The organism is Methylobacterium sp. PvR107 (genome assembly GCF_017833295.1).
Classification (GTDB): Bacteria; Pseudomonadota; Alphaproteobacteria; order Rhizobiales; family Beijerinckiaceae; genus Methylobacterium.
This window is the reverse complement of record NZ_JAFIBW010000001.1, coordinates 4,997,163-5,022,420: the sequence shown is the minus strand read 5'-3', so window position 1 is coordinate 5,022,420 and position 25,258 is coordinate 4,997,163. Positions and strand designations below refer to the sequence as shown.

The following is a 25,258-nucleotide window of genomic DNA, read 5'->3' as shown; positions in this document are numbered from 1 at the left end:
CCATGTGTGACAAGCATGTGTCCTTCATCTCGCGTCGCGATTTGCTGGCGGCCGCCGCCGGCACGCTCGCAGCCGCATCGGCTCTCGACATTCGCGCCGAGGCCGACGGCGCTGCCGCGCTCCCCAATGCGATCAGCCCAGACGCGGCGCTGGCGCGATTGCTCGACGGCAACGCGCGCTACGTGGCCAACGCGCCTGCCAACAAGGACTTCTCGGCCGGCCGGGCCGCGCGCTCCGCCGCGCAGTACCCGGTCGCCTGCATCGTCGGATGCGCCGATGCACGGGTTGCCCCCGATTTCGTGTTCGATCAGGGGCCGGGTGACCTGTTCGTCGTCCGGGTCGCCGGAAATTTCGTCAACACAGACAGCCTGGCGAGCCTGGAATACGGCGTCCAGGTCCTCGGTGCGCCGCTGATCCTCGTGCTCGGCCACTCGGATTGCGGGGCGGTCAAGGCGACGATCGACGTCCTGAAGACCAACGCCGCCCTCCCCGGCCATCTGCCCGCGCTGATCGACGCGATCCGTCCATCAATTGACCTGGCCGAGAAGGCGCGGGCGGCGGATCCCCTGGCCGAAGCCATCGCCCAGAACGTCCGGCACAATGTCCGGCGCTTGGAACAGGCCGGCCCCATCGTCGCCGACCGCGTCGCCCGCGGACAGGTGAAGGTTGTCGGCGGCTTCTACGACATCACCACCGGCAAGGTCGCGCTCCTCTAAGCGTTCGCCACGGCGCCCGGCCGATGGCACGGCCGCCTTGCCAACGACGGTCCGCCCTCGATAAAGCCCGCCGGCACGTCGAGACTGAAACCGCGAGACCGTCATGGCCAGCTACAAGCTCCTGCTCCTCCCCGGCGATGGGATCGGCCCGGAGGTCGCCAGCGGCATGCAGGTCGTGCTCGACGCCCTCAAGGAGACCGGCCTCGCGACCTTCGAGACCGAGACCGATCTCGTCGGCGGCAGTGCCCTCGACGCCCACGGCGTCCCGCTGGCGGACGCGACCCTTCAGCGCGCCAGGGATGCGGATGCGATCCTGCTCGGCGCGGTGGGCGGTCCGAAATGGGCCGGCGTCGCCTACGAGAACCGCCCGGAGGCCGGCCTTCTGCGTCTGCGCAAGGAACTCGACCTGTTCGCCAACCTGCGGCCTGCGATCTGCTACCCGGCGCTGGCCGAGGCCTCGGCGCTGAAGCGCGAGCTGGTCGAGGGGCTCGACATCATGATCGTGCGCGAGCTCACCGGCGGCGTCTATTTCGGCGAGCCGAAGGAGATCACCACCCTGGAGGACGGTTCGAAGCGCGCCGTCGACACCCAGGTCTACACGACGGCCGAGATCGAGCGGATCGCCCACGTGGCGTTCGACCTGGCGGGCAAGCGCTCCGGCCGGGTCGCCTCGGCCGAGAAGCACAACGTGATGAAGTCGGGCGTCCTCTGGAAAGAGGTCGTGACCAAGGTTCATGCCGAGCATTACGCCGGTGTGCAGCTGGAGCACATCCTGGCGGACAATTGCGCGATGCAGCTCGTGCGCCGGCCAAAGCAATTCGACGTTCTGGTGACCGACAACCTGTTCGGCGACGTGCTCTCCGACATCGCCGCGATGCTCACCGGCTCCCTCGGCATGCTGCCCTCGGCCTCGCTCGGCGCGGTCGACGCGAGCGGCTTGCGGAGCGCCCTGTACGAGCCGGTCCACGGCTCGGCCCCCGACATCGCCGGCCAGGACAAGGCCAACCCGATCGCCATGATCGGCTCGCTCGCCATGTGCCTGCGCTACTCCTTCGGCCTGGGCGATGCTGCCGATGCGCTGGACGGCGCCATCACGGACGCCCTCGCGGGCGGCGCGCGGACGGCCGACATCGCCGGCGAGGGAACGAACCCCATGGGCACCCGCGCCATGGCGGCCTCGGTGGCGGACGCGCTCCGGGCGCGGGTCGGCTGAGACACGAGTTCGGCGCGTCGCAGCACCGGGGTCGGTCCCCAGCCGCGTGTTTCGACGCATGGCGGTCGGGCCCGACCTTCGCTATGACGCGCCCATCGAAGATTGGGAGCGTCATGAAGGCCGGAGACGGGGCGTCTGAGCGCGCGAGCGCGGATTTCGGCTTCGAGCGCGTGGCGCTCGACGAGAAGCAGGGGCGCGTCGACAGCGTCTTCCACTCGGTCGCCCGCCGCTACGACATCATGAACGACCTGATGTCGGCGGGCCTGCACCGGGCCTGGAAGGCGCAGCTCGTCGCGATGCTGCGGCCGCCGCAGAACCGCGCCTTCGCGCATCTCGACGTGGCCGGCGGCACCGGCGACGTGGCGTTCCGGGTGCTGGCCGCGGGCGGTCCGCGCACCCGCGTCACCGTCCTCGACATCAACGAGTCGATGCTGCGGGTCGGCGCCGAGCGGGCGCGGGAGCGCAAGGTCGACGAGGCCGGCGACCGGATCGCCTTCGTGACCGGCAATGCCGAGGCCCTGCCGCTGCCGGACGCGTCCTTCGACGCCTACACGATCGCCTTCGGCATCCGGAACGTGCCGCGGATCGAGACGGCGCTGGCCGAGGCGCGGCGGGTGCTGAAGCCCGGCGGGCGCTTCCTCTGCCTGGAATTCTCCGCCGTCGACATTCCGCTGCTCGACCGGATCTACGACGCTTACTCGTTCAACGTCATCCCGCGTATCGGCGCGCGGGTGGCGGGGGACGCCGAATCCTATCGCTACCTCGTCGAGTCGATCCGGAAGTTCCCGACGCGTGGCGCCTTCGCGGGCATGATCGAGCGCGCCGGCTTCCGCCACGTCACCGACAGGGCGCTCACGGGCGGGATCGTGGCGATCCATTCGGGCTGGAAGGTCTCCTGATCTTGAGCAGCGGTGATCTCCCCTCCCCCTTGCAGGGAGGGGTCAGGGGTGGGGGTGGTGCAGAAGGCACCAGATCGCCCATTCCTGCATCACCCCCACCTCCGGCTCCTGCCCGCAAGGGGCAGGAGAGGGTCGATGAGCCGTTCGGCACCGGGGTATCTCGTCCATGATCAGCGCCGCCATCAATCTGCTCCGCGGCGCGCGGGTCGGCTTCGTGCTGGCCCGCGAGGGCGCCCTCGCCTTCGCCGATCCCTCCGAACTGCCGCCGCATCTGCGCCTCGCCCTGCGGATCGGACGCTCCCTCGAGCGACCCGGCCTCGACGACGGCGCCGCCAGGCTGTCGGCGGCCATGACCCGCCTCGGCCCGTCTTACGTGAAGTTCGGGCAGTTCCTGGCGACGCGACCGGACATCGTCGGCATGCGGGCGGCCTTCGACCTGGAGAAGCTGCAGGACCGGGTGCCGCCTTTCCCGCAAGAGGTGGCGCTCCGCACCGTCGAGGCCGCGCTCGGCAAGCCCGTCAGCCAGCTGTTCGTCTCGTTCAGCGAGCCGATCGCGGCCGCCTCTATCGCGCAGGTCCACAAGGCAATCGTGCAGGATGCCGACGGCACGCAGCGCGCCCTCGCCGTGAAGGTGATGCGGCCGGGTGTCCGCGAGCGCTTCATGCGCGACCTCGAAGTCATGCGCTTCATGGCCCGCGTGGTGCACGCCTTGTCCCCGCAGGCGGAACGGCTACGTCCGCGCGAGGTCGTGGAGATCCTCGCTCGCTCCGTGCTGATGGAGATGGATTTCCGTCTGGAGGCTGCGGCAGCCTCCGAACTCGCGGAAAACACCAAGAACGATCCCGATTTCCGTGTCCCGAAGCCCGAATGGGAGTTGACCGCCCGCGAGGTCCTTTCTGCGGAATGGATCGAGGGAATCCGGCTCCACGGCCCCGCCGACCTGATCGCCGCCGGGCACGATCCGCAGACCATCGGACGAGCCGTGATCCAGAGCTTCCTCCGGCAGGCGATCCGCGACGGCTTCTTCCACGCCGACATGCATCAGGGAAACCTGCTGGTGGATGCGGAGGGGCGCCTCGTGGCGGTGGATTTCGGCATCATGGGCCGGCTCGGCCCGAACGAGCGCCGGTTCCTCGCCGAGATCCTGCTGGGCTTCATCCTGCGCGATTATCGCCGGGTGGCGAAGGTCCATTTCGAGGCGGGCTACGTGCCGGCCCACCACTCCGTCGATGATTTCGCGCAGGCGATCCGGGCGATCGGCGAGCCGATCCACCAGCGTCGTGCCGACGAGATCTCGATGGCCAAGGTCCTGACGCTGCTGTTCGACGTCACGGCCCTGTTCGACATGAGCACGCGCACCGAATTGGTCATGCTCCAGAAGACCATGGTGGTGGTCGAGGGCGTCGCCCGATCCCTCGATCCGCGCCTCGACATGTGGACGACCGCCGAGCCGGTGGTGCGCGCCTGGATCGCCCGCAATATGGGGCCCGTCGGCCGGGCGCAGAGCGGCCTTGAGGCGCTGCGCGTGGTGTCGGACGTCGTCGGCGACATCCCCGACCTCGCCATGCGGCTCAAGCGGGTGCTGGTCCGGCTCGACGAGACCGGAACCGGCGACGCGCGCCGCCTCGAGCGCTTTGCCCGCAACGAGCGGTATCGGGCGATCTGGTCGACGCTGGCTCTCTGGGGCATCGCGATCGGCGCCCTCGTCATGGCGTTCCGGGGCACCTGACGCGCACCGGATCCGGCGAGGCCGCCTGACCGCCGTCCGTGGCGTGACGCGAGCCGGTCCTCAACCCGCGGATGCGCGTGCGGGCATTGCGGGCGTCTGACGGCTGACGCCGCGGTTGGACCGGCTTCGAAGCGGTCCTGACTGGCGCCGGGGCGCTCTGACGACGACCGGGCTCCTCGAGACCAAATCGCGCCTCAGCGGTCGGCGCTTCCCGCGTCCCCGTCGGCCTGCGCCGGCATGAGGGATCTCAGTTCGCGGGCCAATTCGCCGAGTCCGGTCGATCCTTTCGCCAGGACCCGGTCGGCATGGCCGGCGAGGCGTCGGCGGTCGTCAGCCGTGATGTCCTTGGCGGTGAGCACGACGACCGGAACCTCGCGCCAATCCCACCGCGCCCGGACCGAGCGCAGGAACGCGAACCCGTCCATCTCCGGCATCATCAGATCCAGCAGCACGAGACAGGGCCGTTCCGCCGCCATCCGCTCAAGGGCGTCCACGCCGTTCTCTGCCTCGATGACCGGGAAACCTTCCCGCCGGAGATAGCTGCAGAGGTGCCCGCGGACGTCCGCCTCATCCTCGACCACAAGGATCGGCCCGTCCTCCGCGACAGACCGGAAGCGATCGACGATCTGGCGCAGATTGCCCCAATCGATCGGCTTCTGCAGGTAGTCGGTCGCCCCGAGCGAGAAGGCGAGGTTCTGCTCGTCGAGCACCGTCACCATCACGATCGGTGTCGCGCCGATGTCGGGATCGGCCCGAAGGGCCCGCAGCACCGCCCAGCCATCCATTTGCGGCATGGTCACATCGAGAAGCACGGCTCGTGGACGGAGGCGGCGCGCCAGATCGAGCCCGCGCCGGCCATCCTCGGCCACCGCGACCGCGAAGCCCTCCCGCTCCAGGAACCGCGCGAGCAGATCCCGGGTCGCGGAATCGTCGTCGACCACCAGGATCGTTTTGCGATCCTCAGAGGTCTCCGGCGCTGCTTCGGCGTGCTCGACCGCCGCGCCCTGGAACAGAACGGGCAGCGTCAGCGTGAAGGTGGTGCCCGCCCCGTCGCGGCTGGCGACCTCGATCGAGCCGCCGAGCATTTCCGCGAAGGCGCGGGTGATCGCGAGACCCAGCCCGGTGCCGCCGAAGCGCCGGGTCGTCGAGGCATCCGCCTGGGTGAAGCGCTCGAACAGCTTTCCGACCTGCTCCTGTGTCATGCCGATGCCGGTATCGGCCACGGCGAAGCGCAGCGCGCCCCCGGTCCGCGCAACGCTCAGGGTGATCCGGCCGTTCTCGGTGAACTTCGCAGCGTTGCTCAGGAGGTTGATCAGGCACTGGCGGAGCTTCGTCACGTCGGTATGGGCCGTGCCGAGATCATCCGCGAGATCGAGCGTCAGGCTGTTGCCCTTCTTGGTGATCAGGCCTTCGACGGTGGTGGCCACATCCCGCACCACTGCGGCGACAGCGAAATCCTCCGCGTAGATCTCGACCCGGTCCGCCTCGATCTTCGAGATGTCGAGGACGTCGTTGATCAGCCCGAGAAGGTGCCGGGCATTGGCCTCGATCTTCTTCACATCGGTGATGAGAGCGGCCTCGCCGAGGTCGTCCAGCTCCTCCTGCACCATCTCGGCATAGCCGATGACCGCCGAGAGCGGGGTGCGCAGCTCGTGGCTCATGTTGGCCAGGAACTGGCTCTTGGCCGCGTTGGCCGCCTCCGCGGCCATCCGGGCTGCCTCGATCGCCGCCTCCGCCTCCTTGCGCTCCGTGATGTCGGTGTGCGTGCCGACCCATTCGCGCAGGGCGCCGTCTGGCTCGAGGATCGGCACGGCCCGCACGCTCATGTGACGGTAGTCCCCGCCGGCGGCCCGAAGACGGTGCTCGGTGGCGTAGGGCTGAAGCGTCGCAACGGCCTCCGACCATGCCGTCCGGGTCTGTTCGCGGTCCTCGGGATGGACGGCGTCCAGGAAGCCGAGCCCGGAATAGGCGTCCCCGTCCTGACCGGTGAACCGGCTCCAGGCGATCTGCCGCCGATGCAGGTTTCCCTCCGGATTGGCCGTCCAGACGATGGCTGCACTGGCCTCGATGAGGGACCGGAAGCGCTCCTCGCTGCGGCGAAGCCGCGCCTCCGCCAGGTGGCGGATGGTCTCGTCGACGACCACCAAGCCGACGCCCTCGACCTCCGGGCCCGTGCCGTCCGCGGCGCCACGCAGCGGGTAGAAGCTCATCGAGAACTGGCGCACGTTGCCCGGGGCCGACGGCGTCGGTACGGCCACCGGCACGTTGGGCGAGACCAAGCCTTCCCGGAGTGCCGCGGCGAGCTTCGGCCCGAGCTCCGTGCGCAGGGTCGGCAGCATCGCCCAGATCGGCGCTCCGAGATCCGCTCCGAATCCCCGCTCGCTCATCGTGGCGAGCGCCCGGTTCATATGCCGGATCTTCAGGTCGCGATCGAGGAAGCCGAGGCCCACCGGTGCATTGGCCAGGACCCCGTCGAGCAGCCGTGACATCCGCAGCGATTCCTGGCGACGGACCAAGGCGAGCCGCGCCAGCAGTACGATCGCACCGAGCGCCGCGATTCCGGAGAGCAGGAACAGGATCAGCCCGCGGCGGTGCTCTTGGGCCTGCAAGGTGGCGAGGCGCTGCGCGGAGGCGTCCTGCCGCGCGGCCGCCTCGACGCGGATCGCGTCCATCAGGCGCTTGCCCTCGCCGGTCCGAACCAGGTCGGTTGCCGCCTCGAAGCCCTGTTCGCGGCGCGCCGTGATGACCCGGGCCGCAAAGTCGCGCTTCTGCGCGATCAGGCCGGCGAGAGCCGGACCACCGGCGCGGACCGGTTCCTGCGCCGCCGAGCCGAGGCCCGCCAGCTCGGTCTCGATCTTGGTCAAGGCAACCGTGTACGGCGCCAGATAGTCCTCGCTGCCGACCAGCACGAAGCCGCGCTCGCCGGTCTCGAGGTCCTTCACCTCGGAGACGAGGCGCTCGACGCCGGCGATGGTGGCATTCGTCCGCGCCGTCGCGGCCCGATCGGCCTCGCCCGCCAGATAATTCGCCGTGCCGGATGCCAGCGCCACCACGAGGAGCGCGAAGGCGGCGGGCGACCCCAGAAGCGGGCCGAGCGGGCCGGCGCCGCGCCAGTTCCGGCGGCGCAGGCTGAAGATCGAACCGGTTCCCGGCTGGGCGCTCACGTCTCCACCAGACCGGTGCTGGCGCCGGAGGCTTCGGAATCGGGCCGGCCATGCGGCAGGGCGAGGTACTCGCGTGAGCGCATCTCGATGAGGCGTGAGACGGTCCGATCGAACTCGAACGCCTCACGGCCGGTTGCGGCGGTGTAGAGATCCTGCGCCTCGGCCGCCGCCGAGGCGACGAGCTTCACGTGGCGGTCGTAGAGCGTGTCGATCAGCGTGATGAAGCGCTTGGCCTCGTTCCGCTCAGCCTCCTGCATGACCGGGATCCCGTCCAGGATCACCGTGTGATAGGCCCGGGCCAGCGCCATGTAGTCCGAGGCGCCGAGCGGCTTCCGGCAGAGATCGTCGAAGCTGAAGCGCGCGACGCCGCCAGCCTGTTCGGGGATCTCGACCTCGCGCCCGTGCACCATGATGGTCGCCGGGCGACCCTGCGCTTTTCCCGTCAATCCCTTGAAGGCTGCATCCAGCGCCGCCTGCGCGGCCGCATCGACCGGCACGTGATACACGGCCGCGCCGCCAAGCTTCTCCAGGCGAAAGTCGGTCCGTGCGTCGAGACGAACCACCTCGACCCGCTCCTTCAAGGTCTCGATGAAGGGCAGGAACAACGCGCGGTTCAGGCCACCCTCGTAGAGCCGGTCCGGCTCGACATTGGACGTCGCCACGACGGTGACGCCGCGCCGGAACAGATGACCGAACAGGCGACCCAGGATCATCGCGTCGGCGATGTCGGTGACGGTGAACTCGTCGAAGCACAGCAGGGTCGCTTCGTCGGCGAGCTGGTCGGCGACCGGGCCGATGGGATCGTCGCCCTTCACGGTGCCCGCCTTGAGCGCCTGTCGATAGGCGTGGATGCGCTCGTGCGCGTCCGCCAGGAAGCCATGGAAGTGGACCCGCCGCTTCGGCTCCGGCGCTGCCTCATGGAACAGGTCCATGAGCATGGTCTTGCCGCGCCCGACCGATCCCCAGACATACAGTCCCTTCTGCGGCTCGGCTTCGTCCTTGCGCCGGAACAGCCATCCGAGGGCGCTGGTCTTGCTGGCGCGTTTCATCCGCTGAAGGTCGATGACCAAGCGATCGAGGGCGCGGACCAGCCGTGCCTGTGCAGGATCGCGCTCGATAGCCCCGGAGGCGACCATCGCCTCGTAACGCTCGTGGACCGGGCCCGGCGAGACGGCACTCGCCCGCGCCTCCGCGGACGGAGCCTGTTGCTTGCCGGATCTGTCGGTCACCGCCCCGGTCCCTCGCAGCTCACTGCGGCGCCGGATCGGCACCCCCATCCGCGTCGATCCTCGCCGACCCGGGCCACCTTCCTGTGGCGTGCAAGCTCAACCTGAATCAAGCCCGACGCCGAACAGTGACGCGTGAAGCGTCCCATTGGGCCTGTGCATGGCAGCCGCGCGAAAGCGCCCATGCGTATCTTGCTGCATTGCACAATCCCTATCGAGATGCGAGATCAGCGCCGTCTCTCGGGAGGAACGTCCGGATCAACCTGCGCATCCGCGCATGACAGACCGGAGACCCATCATGGCCCTTCAGGCGCTCAACGTGCCGGGCTACACCATCCGGCGACTTTGGCCGGTCGACCGCGATGCGGTGCTCGATTACTTCCTGCGGCTTGACCCCGACACGCGGGCGAGCCGGTTCATGGGCAGTGTCAGCGAGGCTGGCGTGCGGGCTTACGCCGCGCAGGCCGTGATCTCCGAAGGCGTCATGTACGGAGCCTTCATGGACGGTGCCCTGCGCGGCCTGGGCGAGCTTCGGCCCATGGGTCCCTGCCCGTCCCGATACACGCTGAGCCCGCGGGCCGAGGCCGCCTTCGCGGTCGAGCGCGCTTTCCGGCGCCGCGGTATCGGCGCGGCCTTGTTCGCGCGGATCGCCCGGTCGGCGCGCCATCGCGGCGTGATCGATCTTCACGTGCGGTGTCTGTCCGGCAACGGGCCGATGCTACGGCTTGCGGCGAAACACGGCGCAGCCCTCCAGCACGATGGACCTGAGACGGATGGCGCGCTCCATCTGGAGCGTCCCACGCCATTCTCGCTCTGGTACGAAGGCATCGCAGAAACCTTCGACTTCACCCTGGCGGTGAGCTTTCCGAACCGCGACCGTGCCCCCGCCTGACCTTCAGCGGGCTGGTCAGCCGGCGGCCTCGCCCACCAGCGCGAAGGTCAGGAGATCGACCGACACCGCGCCGGCGCGCAGGAGCGCCCGGGCGGCGGCATTGCCCGTGGCGCCCGTGGTCGTCACATCATCGACGAGCAGGATCCGGCGGCCGTCGATGCGATGCCGCGCGTGCCTTGGCACCCGGAATGCGCCGCTGAGGTTCTCAGCCCGCGCCGCACGGCTCAGGCCGACCTGGGACCGCGTCGCGCGCACGCGTTGAAGCGTCGTCGGCAACAACGGACGCCGCGCTTCGGCGGCGATGCGTTTTGCGAGAAGCGCAGCTTGGTTGAATCGGCGGCGCCAGAGCCGCCCGCGATGGAGCGGAACCGGCACGATGCACTCCGCCTCGGCAATCAGCATCCGGCCGCTCGCCGCCATCATCCGCGCCATGACCCGCGCGAGGTCGAGGCGGTCATCGTACTTCAAGCGGTGCACGAGGCTGCGCGCGACACCGTCGTACAGGGCCACCGCACGCGCGCGCCCGAAGACCGGCGGGTCCGCGATGGCCCGCGGCGAGATCAGCGGCCCCACCCCGAGATCGACCGCGAAGGGCGTCCCGAAGCGCTGGCAGACCGGCTCCTCGATCAGGCGAAGACCCGACCAGCAGGTCGAGCACAGCGCACCGGGATCCGCGGTGGCGCCGCCGCAGCCGGCGCAGGTCGGCGGGTAGACCAACGAGAGAACCCCGCGCGGCAAGCCGCGCAGGGCCGAGGCGACGGCGTCGAGCGCCGTCATCCGAGCAGGAGACCTTCGACCCGGCTCAGCGAGCCGAGACGGGGCGCGCCTGCGGATCCATCTGCTGCTGATCCTGGCGGGAGCGGGCATTGGCCCGGTGGCGTCCGATCGCGCAGCCGGCCGCGGCGCCGACGAGACCGTGATGGCCGGCGTAATGCCCCGCGATGCCACCGACGATGGCGCCCTTGATGCATCCCTTCGCCTCAGCACCGCCCGCGGTGGTGAGAGCCGCGAGGACCATGGCGGTCCCGACGAGCATGCGTTTCATGATCCGTGCTCCGTGACAAAACTCGGCCGTAAGGCCCGTTGCAGCAGGAACAGCGACGCTGCCGAGTCGTTCCGCCATCTTACCGCGGCTCACGACACCGTGCACGATCGTCGCCGTTTCGTCGTCGGAGCGCTGGCAGGAGTGCCGCGTCAACGCCATCTGCTCCGCAATGGAAGCCCCATCCGCCCTCTTCGATACCGGCCTCGCCCGGCGCCGCTTGACCCGCGCTCGGCGGTCAGGTTTCGCGAATTTCCTGCTCGATCGACTGGCCGAGGATCTGGACGATCGTCTCGGGGCGGTGCTGCGCCCGTTCTCGAGTGTTCTCGACCTCGGGTCGCCGTCGCCGGTTGCGGCGCAGGTCCTTTCAACGCGCTACCCGCAGGCGCAGCAACTTCGCGTCGCGCCGCTGCCCGAGGCCGGTCGCAACGTGATCGTGGGTGATCCCGAGATGCTGCCGCTGGCGGCCGGAAGTCTTGATCTCGCGGTCTCGCTCCTGGCGTTCCACGCCGTCAACGACCTGCCCGGGACGCTGATCCAGCTTCGCCGCGCGCTCCGTCCCGACGGTCTCTTCGTCGGATGCCTCCTCGGTGGCGCCACCCTCACGGAGCTGCGCCAGAGCTTCGGCCAGGCCGAGAGCGAGATCGAGGGGGGGATCAGCCCCCGAGTCGCGCCCTTCGCGGCCGTGCGCGAGGCCGGGGCGCTCCTGCAGCGGGCGGGCTTCGCGCTTCCGGTAGCCGACACCGACACGCTGACGGTACGCTACGCCGATCCGTTCGCGCTCATGCGCGATCTGCGATCCATGGGCATGACCAACGTGCTCACCGAGCGTCGACGGACACCGCTGCGCCGGGCAACCCTGCTGCGGGCGGCAGAGGTCTATGCCGACCGCTTTTCGGATCCGGACGGGCGGGTCCGTGCGACATTCGAGGTGCTGTGGCTGTCGGGCTGGGTGCCGCACGAGAGCCAGCAGAAGCCGCTGAGACCGGGCACGGCCAAGGCGCGCCTTGCCGACGCCCTCGGAACCATCGAGCTGAAGCCCGAAGACGGGAGATCGCCGTGAAAATTCCTGGACCCGAGCATCCGATCACGATCACGCCCGAGCCGCGACGCGTCCGCGTTCTGGTCGGCGGGGTCGCGGTTGCCGACTCGCGCAACGCCCTGCGTCTCGAGGAGGCGCGCTATCCGGCGGTCTACTACGTGCCGCGGGCGGATCTCCGTTTCGAGAGCTTCGTCGCCTCCGCGCGGACGAGCCACTGTCCCTACAAGGGCGATGCGCGGTACTTCGACCTCGTCGTCGGCGCGGACAGGAGGCCCAACGCGGTGTGGAGCTACGAGGATCCCTACCCCGCTGTGGCGGCGATCCGGGACTTCGTGGCGTTCTACCCGGATCGCGTCGACTCCATCGCGGTGGACGATTGACCGGCCCGAAGTGCCGCCTCAGTCTTTGACCAGGCTCCAGAAGCCGTGCTTGCGGCCGTGCGCGCGCCGCAGCGCCTCACGGTAGGCCTGAGGGTCCGGGGTGATCCCGCCGGGCTCCAATCGCCCGGCCAGACCGTCCAGTTCCATGAGGTAGCGTGCCCCGTGGGCGTAGGCAGCGCTGCGCCCGGATTCGAGGATGGCGTCGAGGAGCCGGCGGTAGAGGATCGTCGCAGGCAGCGGATGGTCTTGGGCGAGGGCGTCGGCTGCCGGCGCCAGGATGGCGTACTGATCGCCCTGCCAGGCCGTCGGCCGTTCCTCCACCAGCTTGGCGGCACGGCGCAGGTCGGGCCAGGCGGCCAGAAAGGCCAGCGCGCGATGGGGCTGCGGGAAGGCCTCGGCATGATCGAGGGCCCGCTGCAGCGCCTCCTCATCGTCGAAATCCGGAAGCTTGGCCAGGAACGTGCGCAGCATCGGCGCATCGAGATCGCGCTCGAACCGTACCCAGCGCAAAGCCTGCGCCTCCTCGGTCCGGCCGAGCTTCTCGAGCACCTCGATCTCCAGTGCCTGCCGCTCACGCTCCGGACCGCGCAGGTCGAAGCCCGCGATCAGATCGGCCCTGGTGGCGATACGGATACCGGGATCCTGCATGCGCCGGATCCAATCGAGCGCTTCCGGCGCGCGCCCGGCGTTGAGAAGACGCCGGGCGATCTCGACCCGGTTTTCGCGGCCCGGCAGAATTGCGCTCTCCAGCGCGATGTAGGAATCCGGATCGCCCCGACGGTCGGAGACGGCTTGGCGGAGGCGCAGGATCTGCGCGCGCGCGGCGTCCCGACGATAGGCCGCCTCGCTGCACGGATTGCCACTTATCGGAAGCGCGGCGGCCGCCTGCGCGAGTCGGGAATCGATGTCGGCAAGCGCGTCTCCGGCGAGCTTGGGCACCATGTCGGCGAGGACGGAACCGAGAGGGCCGAACGGGTCGTCGCCGAACGCGTCTACGAGGCTGGCCGTCACCCGGGCCGCCTCCACCGGCGGCAGCCCGGCCGCGATCTCCACGAAGGCCTCGGAGGCCCGCTCGAAGATGCCCTGGACCGAACCGTTGCTGTCATCGACACGGTTCAGGACGGCATCGGCGCCGTCGAGGAATCGCCTCAGCCGGTCGAGGGCCGCCCCGGGATCGAGGGGGCGCAGCTCGTTCAGGATCACCGTCACGGTCGCGTTGAGATCGGCGGTGAAAGTCCGGCGTCTCTGCCAGTCGATATAGGATTGGGCCCCTTCGAGGGCCGTGAGCCGCCGGTCGACGATCGCCGCGACGGCGTCCGGGCCCTGCAGCGAGGCGAGGGCCGCGCTGACCAGCTTCTTGAAGGCGGGATTGCGCGCCGTCTCGCCGAGGATCAGCGCGATGAGACGATCCTGCCCGAGCGCCGCCAGCGTCTCGGGCGCCGGAGTCGTGCGACGCGCGCCCTTCGGCAGGGCGCGCGCCTTCGGGGTGTCGGCCCGCGCCGCCGGCTTCACGGCCCGCGCGCGCGCCACGCCGGCCTCCGTCCGTCAGCAGGATCCTGCATGGTTGCTCGGTCCTGCGCGCTTACTCCACGACCCTGGCGCGCGGCCGGTCATTGCCCTGGGCGGTCTCGTCGTGCCAGCCGCCGGCCTTGTCCTGGTAGCGGATGCCCTCCGTGGAGCCCGGGACCTGCTGCTCCGCCGCCGCGGCCTGGGCCGCCTGCAACGCCTCCTCGCGACTGGGGAAGGTCTCGGAGAAGACGTCGCCCACCTTGTAGGCGAAGCCGCCATCGTGCTCGACGATGCGATAGGTTACTTCGGACATCACGCCTCCTGTACGCGCCTGGAATCGCTGTCCGCGAACCCGCCGGAGGCGCCGGGGTTCCAGGCGACGCGGCTTTCAGCCTCCGATCCGCCCGAAAGTGAGGTTACCGGCACTCGACCTTCACCTGCTGACGACGACGATGCCGATCCGAACGATCTTCGCTCTCGCCCTCATCCTGGCCGCGCAGCCCGCCACCGCGGAGGAAGGCTTCCTGGATAAGCTCTTCGGCGGCTCGTCGCGCGGCACGCCGCCAAACCCCTTTGCATCGAACTATCCCTCCGCGCCGCCTTCGGCCGAGGATGTCCGCGCCGAGCGCCAGCGCCGGGTCACCCGCGGTGAGCGCGGCGGACCGGCCGCCCCCCTGCCGCCGGGGCGCGTTCCGGAGGAGTGACCGGCCTCAGGAATCGCCCATGACGCCGGCCGCATCCTGGGCCTGGAGCACGTCCGGCCTGGGCATCGAGATGATGTTGTAGCCGGCATCGACGAAGTGCACCTCGCCGGTGACGCCGCCGGAGAGCGGCGACAGCAGGTAGAGCGCCGAGCCGCCCACATCCTCGAGGCTGACCGTCCGGCGCAGAGGCGCATGGGCCCGCTGGTGGTTGAACATCAGCCGCGCGTCGGCGATGCCCGCGCCGGCCAGCGTCCGCATCGGCCCGGCCGAGAGCGCGTTCACTCGGATCCCGTCCGGACCGAGATCGCTCGCGAGATAGCGCACGGACGCCTCCAGCGCCGCCTTGGCGACGCCCATGACATTGTAGTTCGGCATGACCCGCGTGGCGCCGCCGTAGGTCAGCGTCAGAAGCGAGCCGCCGTTGGGCATGCGCTTGGCCGCGCGCTGCGCGATCTCCGTGAAGGAGAAACACGAGATCGTCATCGTCCGCACGAAGTTCTCGCGGGTGGTGACATCCACGTACCGGCCCTTGAGCTGCGCCTTGTCGGAGAAGCCGATGGCGTGAACCACGAAGTCGAGGCCGCCGTCGAACCGGGCATCCAGGGCCTCGAACGTGGCATCGACCGAGGCCAAATCCTCCACGTCACAGGGCAGGACGATGTCGGAATCGAGCTTCGCGGCCAGCGGCGCCACGCGCCGGCCCAGCGCATCGCCCTGGTAGGTGAAGGCGAGCTGCGCGCCCTGGTCGTGGAGAGCCTTGGCTATGCCCCAGGCGATCGAGTGATCGTTGGCGACACCCATGATCAGGCCGCGCCTGCCCGCCATCAAACCTGTCATGCCGACTCACATCTCGAACGAGGACGCCACCCCGACGAATCCGGGACGGGCCACGACCGGATCGACCGAACCGCGACGGTCTGCCTTAGCGCGGCTCGCCGCATGATCCAAACCGGCCGGCGGCCGGGAGCGGGCAAAAAAAACCCCGCCGGCAAGGCGGGGCGTTCAGGCTCGTGCGGCCGGGCTCAGAAATACCCGCCGGTGCGGGATCGCGCCTCTTCGATCAGGGCCTGTCGGGCATAGATCGCGGCGCAGCCGGCGATCATCAGCCCGCCCAGTGTTCCGAAGATGAAGGTCCCCATCGCCACCACCGCATCTCAACAACCGGTAAACGCCGCCCTCGGGCGACGGTTCCGGTTCTCGCGCGATCAGGCGTCGACGTGCTTGAGCACCAGCGTGGCGTTGGTGCCGCCGAAGCCGAAGGAGTTGGTCAGGACGTGGCTGAGCTTGGCGTTGTCCCGGCGCTCCCGCAGGATCGGCATGTCGGCGAAGGCGGGGTCGAGTTCCTCGATATGCGCGCTCTCGCAGATGAAGCCGTTGTTCATCATCAGCAGGCTGTAGATCGCCTCCTGCACGCCGGTGGCTCCGAGCGAATGGCCGGTCAGCGACTTCGTCGCCGAGATCGGCGGGCAGGCCTCCCCGCGGCCGAACACCTCGCGGATCGCCTCGATCTCCTTGTCGTCGCCCACGGGCGTCGAGGTGGCGTGCGGGTTGATGTAGTCGATCCGCGCGCCCTTCAGCCCCTCAAGGGCCTGATGCATGCAGCGCACGGCGCCCTCCCCCGAGGGCGCGACCATGTCGTGCCCATCCGAGGTGGCGCCGTAGCCGGCCACCTCACCGTAGATCCGCGCGCCTCGGGCCTTGGCGTGCTCCAGCTCCTCGAGCACCAGCACCCCGGCGCCGCCCGCGATGACGAAGCCGTCGCGGTTCGCGTCGTAGGCGCGCGACGCCCGGGCGGGCGTGTCGTTGTACTTCGACGACATCGCGCCCATCGCGTCGAACAGCACCGACAGGGTCCAGTCGAGGTCCTCGCAGCCGCCGGCGAAGATGATGTCCTGCCGCCCGCCCTGGATGATTTCGGCGGCGTTGCCGATGCAATGGTTCGAGGTCGCGCAGGCGGACGAGATCGAGTAGTTCACGCCGCGGATCTTGAACCAGGTCGCCAGCGTCGCCGAGGCGGTCGACGACATCGCCTTGGGCACGGCGAACGGGCCGATGCGCTTCGGTCCCTTCTCGCGGGCCGTGGCGGCGGCCTCGACGATCACGCGGGTCGAGGGGCCGCCCGAGCCCATGATGATGCCGGTGCGTGCATTGGAGATATCGCCCTGCTCCAGGCCGGCGTCATGGATCGCCTGATCCATGGCGACGTGATTCCAGGCGGTGCCGCCGCCGTGGAAGCGCATGGCGCGCCGGTCCACCACGCCCTCGGGGTCGAGGGTCGGCGCCCCGGAGACCTGGCTCCGGAAGCCGTGCTCGGCGTAGCTGGCGTCGCGCGTGATGCCCGAGCGGGCCTCGCGCAGGGAGGCGAGCACCTCCTGCGTGTTGTTGCCGATGGACGAGACGATGCCCATCCCGGTGATGACGACGCGGCGCATGATGGTGACACTACCTCCGTCGCGGCTGCGGTCGCCCGTGCCGCGTCCCGGTCAGCTAAGGTGACGCGGACACAATCTCAACAGCCGAAAGCGTTCGGCGTTGCAGCCAAGCCCCAAAAGGCAGCCTCGCGGCACCCGCTCAGCTCTGGAACAGGCCGACCCGCATATCCTGGACTTGGTAGACGCGCTCGCCATCGGCTTCGAGCCAGCCGTCGCCAATCCCGAGCACGAGCTTGCCCTGGCGGACGCGCTTCACGTCGACGTTGTAGACCACCCGCTTCATCGACGGCAGCACCTGCCCGGCGAGCTTGACCTCGCCCACCCCGAGGGCCCGGCCACGGCCTGGCGAGCCGAGCCATCCGAGGTGGAAGCCGAGCATCTGCCACAGGGCGTCGAGGCCAAGGCAGCCCGGCATGACCGGATCGCCCTGGAAGTGACAGGGGAAGAACCAGAGGTCGGGCCGGATGTCGAGCTCGGCCGTGACATGGCCCTTGCCGTGGGCACCGCCATCGGTCGCGATCGACGTGATCCGGTCGAACATCAGCATCGGCGGCAGCGGCAGCTGCGCGTTGCCCGGTCCGAAGAGTTCGCCGCGCCCGCAGGCCAGAAGATCCTCGTAGGAATAGTGCGATTGGCGGTTCGCGCTCTGCACGGATGTCTCGGCGTCTGGCGGCATGTAGGCGGCTGTTTCCTCGGATCTGTCGGGCGCTGCGTGCCCGGTCGTTCGGCGCGCGGGTTAGCACGAGGCGTCGCACCGTCAAAGTCATCAACCGCCCTGGCAGGGGTGCGGCGACGATCGGGTTGCGACAGCCAGACCACTTCAATATACTGAATGGAAGTCCGTTCCTTCAGGCCCCCAGCCGAGCGTTCAGTCCAGCGATGTCCGAATCGGTGCCATTCCAGGCCGTCTTCAACGGCCGGGTCCCAGCCCCCCAGCTGGAGCCCAACGGGACTCCGCGCCGCGGCTGCCCGCTGTCCGACCTGCGCGACCGCCTGCGTCGCGCCGGCCTGCGGCCGACGCGGCAGCGCCTGTCCCTGGGCTGGCTGCTGTTCGGCCGGGGTGACCGCCACCTGACGGCCGAGATGCTCTACGACGAGGCCATGCGCGCCAAGGTGCCGGTCTCGCTGGCGACGGTCTACAACACGCTGCACCAGTTCACCGAGGCCGGGCTTCTGCGCCAGCTCGCGCTCGACGGGTCGAAGGCCTATTTCGACACGAACCCGAGCGAGCATCACCACTTCTATCTCGAGGACGAGAGCCAGGTGATCGACATGCCGGATTGCGGCATTACGGTCGATTCGCTCCCCGAGGCGCCCGAGGGCATGGAGATCGCCGGCGTCGAGGTCATCGTCCGCCTGCGCCGCAGCCGGCCGGCCGGTCGCCGCCAGAGCTGAACGCCGGTCGCGATCGTCCTCGGCGGCGCGTCGTGCGTCATTCCGGGTCGCCGTAGGCGGGCCCGGAACCAGAGCCGCCGACACGTGCAAGACTTCGAGCGATCTGTGCGTCTGGATCCCGGGCTCCGCTGCGCGGCCGCGGGATGACGCGATGCTGAAGGGCGAGCGTCTTTCGTCCGGAAATTGGTAATCGTCGATCCCGAGCGCGGCTGACAACGCTTGCGCCGGTCCGAGGACCCCCTACTCCACCACCTCGTTCGGATAGACGCCCCAGAGGCGGTTCTGCCGGATGTAGCCGTCCACATCCCGCTTGTTCGGAAGGGCGACGATCAGGCGGCACCACGTGCCGGTGCAGCTCTTCACACTGCCGATCACGCCGGTCTGGAGCCGCGCTTGATCCTCGGCGCCGTCATCGGCCCGGGCGCGCAGCGAGACGGCCGCTTTCTCGGCCCCCTTGTCGGGTCCGGCATTGACGATCGCGGTGCGCCGCCCCGAAAGCAGGGAGTGCAGCACCCAGCCCTCGGTGCCCTCCGAATCCCGGATCCTGCGCCACGTCTCGAATTCGCCGACGATCTCCACCGGCAAGCCGGCGCGCTGGAACACCCACAGGGTGCGGTGATCCTTGGACGGACCCTCGCGGAGGTTGACGCGATCCGTCTTGAGGCTGGCGTAGCGCGGCAGTGGCAGCTTGGTGACCGGCCCGACCCCAGCCTCTTGTGGGGCCGACGGCGCGGCCACGGCGCCGGTTGCCGGACTGCCCAACAGCAGCGCCGCGATGGCGAAGGTCAGGCGTAACACGCGCATGGTCCAATCCCTCTGCGGACGTGACGATGGTGAGCCCCGGCCCGACAAGCGCGCGGCGCGTTCCGCGAGCGGGCCGGGCCGGCTTCCGATTGTGTTCCGGCCCACCTCTGGTAGAGAGGCCGATGGGTCGAAACGGGCTCCGGGACCGGCGCCTCGTGATCGATCCTGTCTGGCCGAGTTCGGTTAACGGACGCTTGCGGGAAGCGGTCCGGGCGAGAGCCGCCGGGCACGAGCTGCAACCAGGGCCGCGGGTCCGACGGGGAGAGAGACGTGTCGAAGCGCAAGCCGCTGGTGGTCGTGACGCGGCGCCTTCCGGATGCCGTCGAGACGCGGATGCGTGAGCTGTTCGACGTCCGGCTCAATTCCGAAGACGCGTCGATGACGGCGGACGCTTTGGCGGCCGGGCTGCGCGAGGCCGACGTCTTGGTCCCCACCGTGACCGACGAGATCGATTCCGGGTTGATCGCCCAGGCCGGTCCTAACCTTCGGTTGATCGCCAATTTCGGAAACGGCGTCGATCACATCGACGTGGCGGCGGCCCTGGAGCGGGGCATCACGGTCACCAACACGCCCGGCGTCCTGACCGAGGACACCGCCGACATGACGATGGCGCTGATCCTCGCCGTGGCCCGCCGGGTTACGGAAGGCGCACGCATCATCCCGGACGACGAGTGGACCACGGGCTGGTCGCCGACCTGGATGCTCGGCCGGCGGATCACCGGCAAGCGTTTGGGCATCGTCGGCATGGGGCGGATCGGCCAGGCGCTGGCCAAGCGCGCCCGGGCCTTCGGCCTGCAGGTCCACTACCACAACCGGCGCCGGGTCCCGGCGGCGATCGAGAGCGCGCTCGACGCCACCTACTGGGAATCCCTCGACCAGATGCTGGCACGGGTCGACATCGTGTCGGTCAACTGCCCGCACACGCCGGCGACCTACCACCTCCTTTCGGCGCGGCGGCTCAAGCTGCTCAAGCCCGAGGCGGTCGTGGTCAACACCGCCCGCGGCGAGGTGATCGACGAGAACGCGCTGGCCCGATTGATCGAGGGCGGCGAGATCTCGGCGGCCGGCCTCGACGTGTTCGAGCAGGAGCCCGCGGTCAGCCCGCGGCTCGTCAAGCTCGCCCGCCAGGGCAAGGTGGTGCTGCTGCCGCATATGGGCTCGGCGACCTACGAGAGCCGCATCGATATGGGCGAGAAGGTCATCATCAACATCAAGACCTTCATGGACGGCCACCGGCCCCCGGACCGGATCCTGCCGAGCATGCTGTGACCGGAGCGCGCCGGCACCCCTAAAGGGTGTCGGCCGCGGTCGCGGATTCCGGCGAGCGCTGGCCGCTCTGGAACAGGCGTTCGCTCGTCAGCTTCAGGAAGTAGAAGCCGAATTCCGGGTTCTGATAGTAGAGTTGCTTGACGTCGGAATAGGACACGCACAGCGCGTGGCCGGCCTCGACACAGATCAGCGAGGCGGTGCGGGCGTTGCCCGGCGACAGCAGCCCCAGCTCGCCGACGATGCCGCCCTTGCGCACCTCGATGGCGACCTCCGGGATCCGGAACGCGCCGCTCTCGATGTAGTACATTTCGTCGGCGGTATCGCCCTTGCGAAACACGACCTCGCCGATGCCGAACGGGCGCCGCGAGCCGAATGGCCGCAGCCATTCGAGGGACAGGTCGCCGTCGGCGGCCGTCTCCACGTCGCGGACGAGGCGCATCATCTGCCAGAGCCGGTAGGCGTTGAACGGCATCTGGATCAGCTCGGTGAGCACGACCGGCATACTGCCGATCAGGATCCCGTAGGTGATCACCGCGCAGCTCGCGCAGAGCGAGATGATCCGCAGCGGGATCATCGTGCTCATCGCGGTGGCCGAGATGGTCAATGCGGTGCCGAGGTAGCCGATCCCCTCGATCCAATCCATGGCCGCCCCCCGACGCGAAGTGTCCGGGGGATGCCCGTCTTGCCCGGCCGCGGCAAGCCGCCCGGCTGCAGGATGGGCGCGCGAACCTCAGGCTGTGCCCGCGCGGATACGCCCGGCCACGGCCTCGGCGGCGCGGGTCCCCTCCGCGTAGGCGCCGCCGACCGTGCCCCACTGCTCGCGCGACAGCGCCTCCCCGGCGAACCAGAGCGTGTCGCCGAGGGGCTCGCGCAGGACGTGCCGCGCCGGCGCGTGGCCCGGCGGGACCACGGCCCAGGATCCCTTGGACCAGGGGTCGTGGCGCCACGTGCTCACCGCCGGGATCGACAGGTCGCGTAGCCGCGCCCGGCCGAACAGGTCGGCCAGGACCGCGCGGACATGCCGGCGGACGCCGTCCGCCCCCGACCCGGCCGCATCGATGGAAGCGGCCTCGTGGAGGTCGAGTTCGTAATAGTGGAACGGCGTGCCGTCGATCCGGGTCAGCAATCCGGGCGGTGCATGCCGTCGGCCGTGGATCGCCGCCAGCCGGTCGCGGCCCCGGAACGGGCTCGACGGCCAGTGCAGCACCGCGTGCTCGTAGATGCCGGTGCGGAAGCCGTCGATGGCGGCGCGAACCGTGTTGGGCAGCGGCGGCGTGAAGCCCGGCCCGTCGCGCAGGACCATCATCGGCACGGTGACGATCACCGCGCGGGCCGTATGCACGGTGCCGTCCGCGGCGGTGACGCGGGCGCGGCCGCCCGACCAGTCGATCCGCGTGACCGGCGTCGAGAGCGCCACCGGCAGCCCGTCGGCGAGGCGGGCGAGATAGCTTCCGTAACCGTCGGCGAGGAAGAAGTTGTCGCTGTATTCCAGGCTCGGGAAATCGTGGAGCGAGACCTCGTCCAGCGGACGCCCGGAGACCAGCCCGTGCACCTGCGCCACCCGCGCCCCCCAGGGCCCGAGCCCGGGCGGGAGCGCGCTCTCCGCCGGCCTGTCGGCGCCGGGCTGCGCGGCGCCGCGGGTCATCGCCCGGTCGGCCCGCGCGAACGCCCGGGCATTGGCCCGCACCTCGTCGGCCCGCCCCGGGCGGCCGCCGACCCAGACATGGCTGTCCTGCGGCGCCCGGCGGAGCCGCTCCCCGCGTGCCCGGCCCAGCGCCACGAGGGGATTGATCGGGCCCGCATGGAGCCAGTGGGCCCCGAGATCGAGGGCATGGCCGCGCAGAGACACCGTGTGGGCACGCCCGCCAACCCGGTCGCGCGCTTCCAGCACCGTCACCGGCACGCCGCGCGCGACGAGCACCCGGGCCGCGCCGATCCCGGCCGCCCCCGCCCCGATCACCAGGACCTCCGGCGCCGCGGGCAACGGCGCGAGAAGCGGGCGGTAGGCCGGTCCGCGCGGCGGATCCGCGCTCCGCGCGGCGGCAGCCGGTGGGATCGAGACCGTCATCGCTGCATCCTGCACACGTCTTCCCCGTACCCGCTCACTTGTGACGGCTTCGACCTTGCGCCCGGTGCCGCCCCGTTTCACAACGCAGCCGCGCCGCTGCCGGCGCAGGCCGGACCTATCGCCCGATGCTCGTCGAGTCCGCCGCGGCGGCTTTGCGCCAGACCTTCTCGCCGCCCATGCGGGCGATCCTCTGGAAATCCCTCGGCCTGACGCTCGGACTCCTGGCCCTGGTCTGGCTCGGGCTGACCCGGCTGATCCAGCTGTTCCAGGCGAACCATCACATCTCCGCCCAGTACCCGATCCTCGACAGCCTCGCCTACTACCTGGCGGGATTCGGCCTCGTGGTCGTGCTGGTCTACCTGATGCCGGCGGTCTCGATCCTGGTGGCCGGGTTCTTCCTCGACGACGCGGCCGAGATTGTCGAGCGGACCGACTTCCCCGACGATCCGCCCGGTCGAGCCATGCCGTTCGGCACCGCCATGATGTACGCGGTGCGCTTCGCGGGCCTCACGCTCCTCGTCAACCTCGCGGCACTGGTGATCTTCTTCGTCCCGGTCATCGGCATCGCGGCCTTCTTCGGGGCCAATGCCTACCTGCTCGCCCGCGAGTATTTCGAGATGGCCGCCGCCCGGTTCCGACCCCTCTCCGAGGCGGCCGAGATGCGGCGCGTCTTCGCGGTCCGGACGCTCGGCGCCGGCTGCATGCTCGCCGCGATGATGGTGGTGCCGATCGTCAACCTGCTGACGCCGCTGTTCGGGATCGCCCTGATGGTCCACCTCCACAAGCGGCTCAGCCGGCGCGCGCTCGCCGCCAGACCGCGGCCCAACTAGGCGGCGATGCGGCCAAAGCCCGCTCTGGCCGAGAGGCTCCGCGACCGCTAGGTTGCGAGAGCCGGCCAAGCGTCCGGGCGGAGAGCCGATCGATGAAGGCGCACGACGCGGCCGAGGACGTTCCGCCGCCGCCCGGCAAGATGCCGTTCGTGATCGTCGTCCTCGCCGGAGCGGGCCTCCTCGCCTGGGGCGCCTACGGGCACTGGCAGCGGGACGCCGACGCGACCGCGACGCTGGAGGCGATCAAAAATCTGATCCCGCAGGTGCGCACGGTCACGGCCGAGCGGGCCGAGGGCCCGCTGGATCTCGTGCTGCCAGGTGAGATGCAGGCCTTCACCACGGCGGCGATCGCCGCCCGCGCCACCGGCTACATCGCCGAGCGCCGCGTCGATATCGGCTCGCGGGTCAAGGCCGGCGACCTGCTCCTGCGGATCGCCGCGCCCGACCTCGACCAGCAGCTGGCGCAGGCCGAGGCTCAGGTCGGCCAATTGAAGGCGCAGTTGCTGCAGGCTCAGGCGCAGGTCGAGCAGGCGCGCGCGAACGTGAATCTCGCCAATCTCACCAACAACCGGACCACGACGCTCGCCGTCCAGGGCTGGGCGTCCCGGCAGAACGCCGACAACGCGCAGGCGGGCGTGCTGTCCCAGGCGGCGACGCTGGCCGCTGCAGAAGCCGGCGTGAAGGTCGCGACTGCCAACATCAAGTCCCAGGAGGCCGTGGTCGATCGGTTGCGGGCGCTGACGGCGTTCGAGCGGGTCGTGGCGCCGTTCGACGGCGTGGTCACGGTCCGAAACGTCGATGTCGGCGATCTCGTGCGGGCCGACAACGGCGGTACGCCGCTCCTCGGCATCGACCAGGACAATATTCTGCGCATCACCGTGAATGTCCCGCAGAACGACGCGGTCGGCGTGAAGCCGGGCGTTCAAGCGGTCATCACGGTTCCCCAGATGCCGGGCAGGACTTTCGGCGGATTCGTCGAGCGCAGCTCGGTCGCCCTGAACGCCGCCTCGCGCACCCTGACGACGCAGGTGGATGTGCCCAATCCCGACCGCCTGCTGCGCGCCGGGCTCTACGCCTACGTGACCCTGAAGATCCCGCGCACAGCGCCCAGCGTCGCGATCCCGGCCGAGGCGACCGTGTTCAACAGCAACGGTCTGCAGGTCGCCGAGGTCGGTCCTGACGACCGGGTAAAATGGCGGACGATCCAGGTCCAGCGCGATCTCGGGCGGACCTTGGAGCTCGAGTCCGGCCTGTCGGCCGACAGCCAGATCATCTACAGCCCGGCGCCCGAACTTCGGGAGGGCCAGGCGATCGAGCGCCTCAAAGCGACTCCGGAAGCGGCGCCGCTGCGCTCGGCACAACGCTGAACCTGGCTCCGCGGCCTCAATCCACCCGGACGACCAGCTTCATCTTGGGGTGTATGCCGCAGAGCACCTGAAACGTGCCTCGCTCGGTGAAGGTGACCGGGGTTCGGCTGCCCGGTTCCTGGTCCCCGGAATCGAAGGTGAAGGTGTCGGATTCGACGAAGACATGATGCAGCAGGTCACTGTCGTCGTTCACGAATGTCACGGTCTCGCCGCGGGTGACCGTGAGATTGCCGGGATGAAACATCCGGCCCTTCTGGGAAACCGCGATCGTCGAGGCCTGGATCTGTCCGGCAAGCAGCACTCCGCAACCCAACCCAAGGGCCAGAGCCGACACGACGAGTGCCGCCCGTCGCGGAGGCCGGGAAGCGAAGAACCGGAACTGATTGGCGGACATGCTATTCCTCGGGTTCTGAGGATCAGCCTAGCCGACGTTTCATTGAGAAATCATTTTCCGAATGCGTGATATGTCCTAAATCGAACGCATTCGGCGGCCCTGTACCGAAGTTCGCGGACGCTATTGATTCCTTTTCGGAAAGCCTCGGGCTAATCGCCTCTTAACATGTAGCAATTACATGGG

General features: G+C 69.6%; 25 protein-coding genes. 12 read left to right on the top strand and 13 right to left on the bottom strand.

Annotation, left to right across the window (positions count from 1 at the left end; genetic code table 11):
* The first annotated feature begins 2 nt into the window (after window positions 1–2).
* The 4 genes from JOE48_RS23705 (at window position 3) to ubiB (ending at window position 4,557) form a co-directional block, all read left to right on the top strand.
* Window positions 3–716, top strand: coding sequence for a carbonic anhydrase (locus JOE48_RS23705; RefSeq protein ID WP_210033417.1), 714 nt, complete (start codon window positions 3–5; stop codon window positions 714–716).
* Between the two features lie 103 nt (window positions 717–819).
* The gene (gene leuB, locus JOE48_RS23700) at window positions 820–1,929 is read left to right on the top strand and encodes a 3-isopropylmalate dehydrogenase (protein WP_210033415.1); all 1,110 of its coding nucleotides are present in this window, start codon (window positions 820–822) and stop codon (window positions 1,927–1,929) included.
* A 113-nt stretch (window positions 1,930–2,042) separates the two neighbouring features.
* The gene (gene ubiE, locus JOE48_RS23695) at window positions 2,043–2,828 is read left to right on the top strand and encodes a bifunctional demethylmenaquinone methyltransferase/2-methoxy-6-polyprenyl-1,4-benzoquinol methylase UbiE (RefSeq protein WP_210033414.1); all 786 of its coding nucleotides are present in this window, start codon (window positions 2,043–2,045) and stop codon (window positions 2,826–2,828) included.
* 166 nt (window positions 2,829–2,994) lie between these two features.
* On the top strand, window positions 2,995–4,557 hold the full coding sequence (gene ubiB / locus JOE48_RS23690; RefSeq protein WP_210033412.1) for a 2-polyprenylphenol 6-hydroxylase: 1,563 nt from the start codon (window positions 2,995–2,997) through the stop codon (window positions 4,555–4,557).
* A gap of 194 nt (window positions 4,558–4,751) precedes the next feature.
* On the opposite strand, the gene JOE48_RS23685 is transcribed toward ubiB, so the two are convergent.
* Window positions 4,752–7,721, bottom strand: a complete 2,970-nt coding sequence (locus JOE48_RS23685) for a response regulator (protein ID WP_210033411.1) — start codon at window positions 7,719–7,721, stop codon at window positions 4,752–4,754.
* Window positions 7,718–8,857, bottom strand: coding sequence for a cell division protein ZapE (zapE, locus tag JOE48_RS23680; protein ID WP_245253478.1), 1,140 nt, complete (start codon window positions 8,855–8,857; stop codon window positions 7,718–7,720). The genes JOE48_RS23685 and zapE overlap by 4 nt, the downstream gene beginning before the upstream one ends.
* A 388-nt stretch (window positions 8,858–9,245) precedes the next feature.
* On the opposite strand from zapE, the gene JOE48_RS23675 reads away from it, so the two are divergent.
* The gene (locus tag JOE48_RS23675; protein ID WP_210033409.1) at window positions 9,246–9,839 is read left to right on the top strand and encodes a GNAT family N-acetyltransferase; all 594 of its coding nucleotides are present in this window, start codon (window positions 9,246–9,248) and stop codon (window positions 9,837–9,839) included.
* Between the two features lie 15 nt (window positions 9,840–9,854).
* On the opposite strand, the gene JOE48_RS23670 is transcribed toward JOE48_RS23675, so the two are convergent.
* Together JOE48_RS23670 and JOE48_RS23665 are read right to left on the bottom strand one after the other, a co-directional pair.
* Entirely contained in the window at window positions 9,855–10,616 is a 762-nt protein-coding gene (locus tag JOE48_RS23670; RefSeq protein ID WP_210033408.1) for a ComF family protein, read from the bottom strand.
* Window positions 10,617–10,641: 25 nt separating this feature from the next.
* A complete protein-coding gene (locus tag JOE48_RS23665; protein WP_210033407.1) occupies window positions 10,642–10,884 on the bottom strand; it encodes a hypothetical protein in 243 nt (80 codons plus the stop codon).
* 169 nt (window positions 10,885–11,053) lie between these two features.
* On the opposite strand from JOE48_RS23665, the gene JOE48_RS23660 reads away from it, so the two are divergent.
* Together JOE48_RS23660 and JOE48_RS23655 are read left to right on the top strand one after the other, a co-directional pair.
* Window positions 11,054–11,944, top strand: a complete 891-nt coding sequence (locus JOE48_RS23660) for a methyltransferase domain-containing protein (protein ID WP_210033406.1) — start codon at window positions 11,054–11,056, stop codon at window positions 11,942–11,944.
* Window positions 11,941–12,303, top strand: coding sequence for a DUF427 domain-containing protein (locus tag JOE48_RS23655; protein WP_210033399.1), 363 nt, complete (start codon window positions 11,941–11,943; stop codon window positions 12,301–12,303). The genes JOE48_RS23660 and JOE48_RS23655 overlap by 4 nt, the downstream gene beginning before the upstream one ends.
* An 18-nt stretch (window positions 12,304–12,321) precedes the next feature.
* On the opposite strand, the gene JOE48_RS23650 is transcribed toward JOE48_RS23655, so the two are convergent.
* On the bottom strand, window positions 12,322–13,833 hold the full coding sequence (locus JOE48_RS23650; RefSeq protein ID WP_210033397.1) for a DUF6880 family protein: 1,512 nt from the start codon (window positions 13,831–13,833) through the stop codon (window positions 12,322–12,324).
* Window positions 13,834–13,885: 52 nt separating this feature from the next.
* Window positions 13,886–14,125 (bottom strand): hypothetical protein, encoded by a 240-nt coding sequence (locus JOE48_RS23645; RefSeq protein WP_210033395.1) that lies wholly within the window; start codon window positions 14,123–14,125, stop codon window positions 13,886–13,888.
* Between the two features lie 97 nt (window positions 14,126–14,222).
* Here JOE48_RS23645 and JOE48_RS23640 point away from each other — a divergent pair, with 97 nt between their 5' ends.
* Window positions 14,223–14,516: a hypothetical protein gene (locus tag JOE48_RS23640; RefSeq protein ID WP_312893361.1), complete on the top strand. Its 294-nt coding sequence runs from the start codon at window positions 14,223–14,225 to the stop codon at window positions 14,514–14,516.
* A 6-nt stretch (window positions 14,517–14,522) separates the two neighbouring features.
* Here the strand turns inward: JOE48_RS23640 and fabI are convergent, their stop codons facing one another.
* From fabI to fabA, 3 genes are all read right to left on the bottom strand, one after another.
* Entirely contained in the window at window positions 14,523–15,353 is an 831-nt protein-coding gene (gene fabI / locus JOE48_RS23635) for an enoyl-ACP reductase FabI (protein ID WP_210033393.1), read from the bottom strand.
* A gap of 368 nt (window positions 15,354–15,721) precedes the next feature.
* On the bottom strand, window positions 15,722–16,948 hold the full coding sequence (gene fabB / locus JOE48_RS23630) for a beta-ketoacyl-ACP synthase I (RefSeq protein ID WP_210033391.1): 1,227 nt from the start codon (window positions 16,946–16,948) through the stop codon (window positions 15,722–15,724).
* A gap of 139 nt (window positions 16,949–17,087) precedes the next feature.
* Window positions 17,088–17,624, bottom strand: coding sequence for a 3-hydroxyacyl-[acyl-carrier-protein] dehydratase FabA (gene fabA / locus JOE48_RS23625; protein WP_210033388.1), 537 nt, complete (start codon window positions 17,622–17,624; stop codon window positions 17,088–17,090).
* 203 nt (window positions 17,625–17,827) lie between these two features.
* Here fabA and irr point away from each other — a divergent pair, with 203 nt between their 5' ends.
* On the top strand, window positions 17,828–18,343 hold the full coding sequence (irr, locus tag JOE48_RS23620; RefSeq protein WP_238198595.1) for a Fur family transcriptional regulator Irr: 516 nt from the start codon (window positions 17,828–17,830) through the stop codon (window positions 18,341–18,343).
* A 240-nt stretch (window positions 18,344–18,583) separates the two neighbouring features.
* Here the strand turns inward: irr and JOE48_RS23615 are convergent, their stop codons facing one another.
* Window positions 18,584–19,147, bottom strand: a complete 564-nt coding sequence (locus JOE48_RS23615; protein WP_210033386.1) for an SH3 domain-containing protein — start codon at window positions 19,145–19,147, stop codon at window positions 18,584–18,586.
* A gap of 270 nt (window positions 19,148–19,417) precedes the next feature.
* Here JOE48_RS23615 and JOE48_RS23610 point away from each other — a divergent pair, with 270 nt between their 5' ends.
* Window positions 19,418–20,416 carry a D-glycerate dehydrogenase gene (locus JOE48_RS23610; RefSeq protein ID WP_210033383.1) on the top strand — a complete coding sequence of 333 codons (999 nt, stop codon included), beginning with the start codon at window positions 19,418–19,420 and terminating at the stop codon, window positions 20,414–20,416.
* A gap of 19 nt (window positions 20,417–20,435) precedes the next feature.
* Here JOE48_RS23610 and JOE48_RS23605 read toward each other — a convergent pair whose 3' ends face one another.
* Both JOE48_RS23605 and JOE48_RS23600 read right to left on the bottom strand, forming a co-directional pair.
* A complete protein-coding gene (locus tag JOE48_RS23605) occupies window positions 20,436–21,059 on the bottom strand; it encodes a Crp/Fnr family transcriptional regulator (protein ID WP_210033381.1) in 624 nt (207 codons plus the stop codon).
* Between the two features lie 87 nt (window positions 21,060–21,146).
* A complete protein-coding gene (locus JOE48_RS23600; protein ID WP_210033379.1) occupies window positions 21,147–22,484 on the bottom strand; it encodes a flavin monoamine oxidase family protein in 1,338 nt (445 codons plus the stop codon).
* A 125-nt stretch (window positions 22,485–22,609) separates the two neighbouring features.
* Here JOE48_RS23600 and JOE48_RS23595 point away from each other — a divergent pair, with 125 nt between their 5' ends.
* Both JOE48_RS23595 and JOE48_RS23590 read left to right on the top strand, forming a co-directional pair.
* Window positions 22,610–23,314, top strand: a complete 705-nt coding sequence (locus JOE48_RS23595; protein WP_210033377.1) for a sulfate transporter family protein — start codon at window positions 22,610–22,612, stop codon at window positions 23,312–23,314.
* Window positions 23,315–23,406: 92 nt separating this feature from the next.
* Window positions 23,407–24,681, top strand: coding sequence for an efflux RND transporter periplasmic adaptor subunit (locus JOE48_RS23590; RefSeq protein ID WP_210033369.1), 1,275 nt, complete (start codon window positions 23,407–23,409; stop codon window positions 24,679–24,681).
* A 16-nt stretch (window positions 24,682–24,697) separates the two neighbouring features.
* Here JOE48_RS23590 and JOE48_RS23585 read toward each other — a convergent pair whose 3' ends face one another.
* Entirely contained in the window at window positions 24,698–25,075 is a 378-nt protein-coding gene (locus JOE48_RS23585) for a plastocyanin/azurin family copper-binding protein (RefSeq protein WP_210033367.1), read from the bottom strand.
* Window positions 25,076–25,258: the final 183 nt, after the last annotated feature.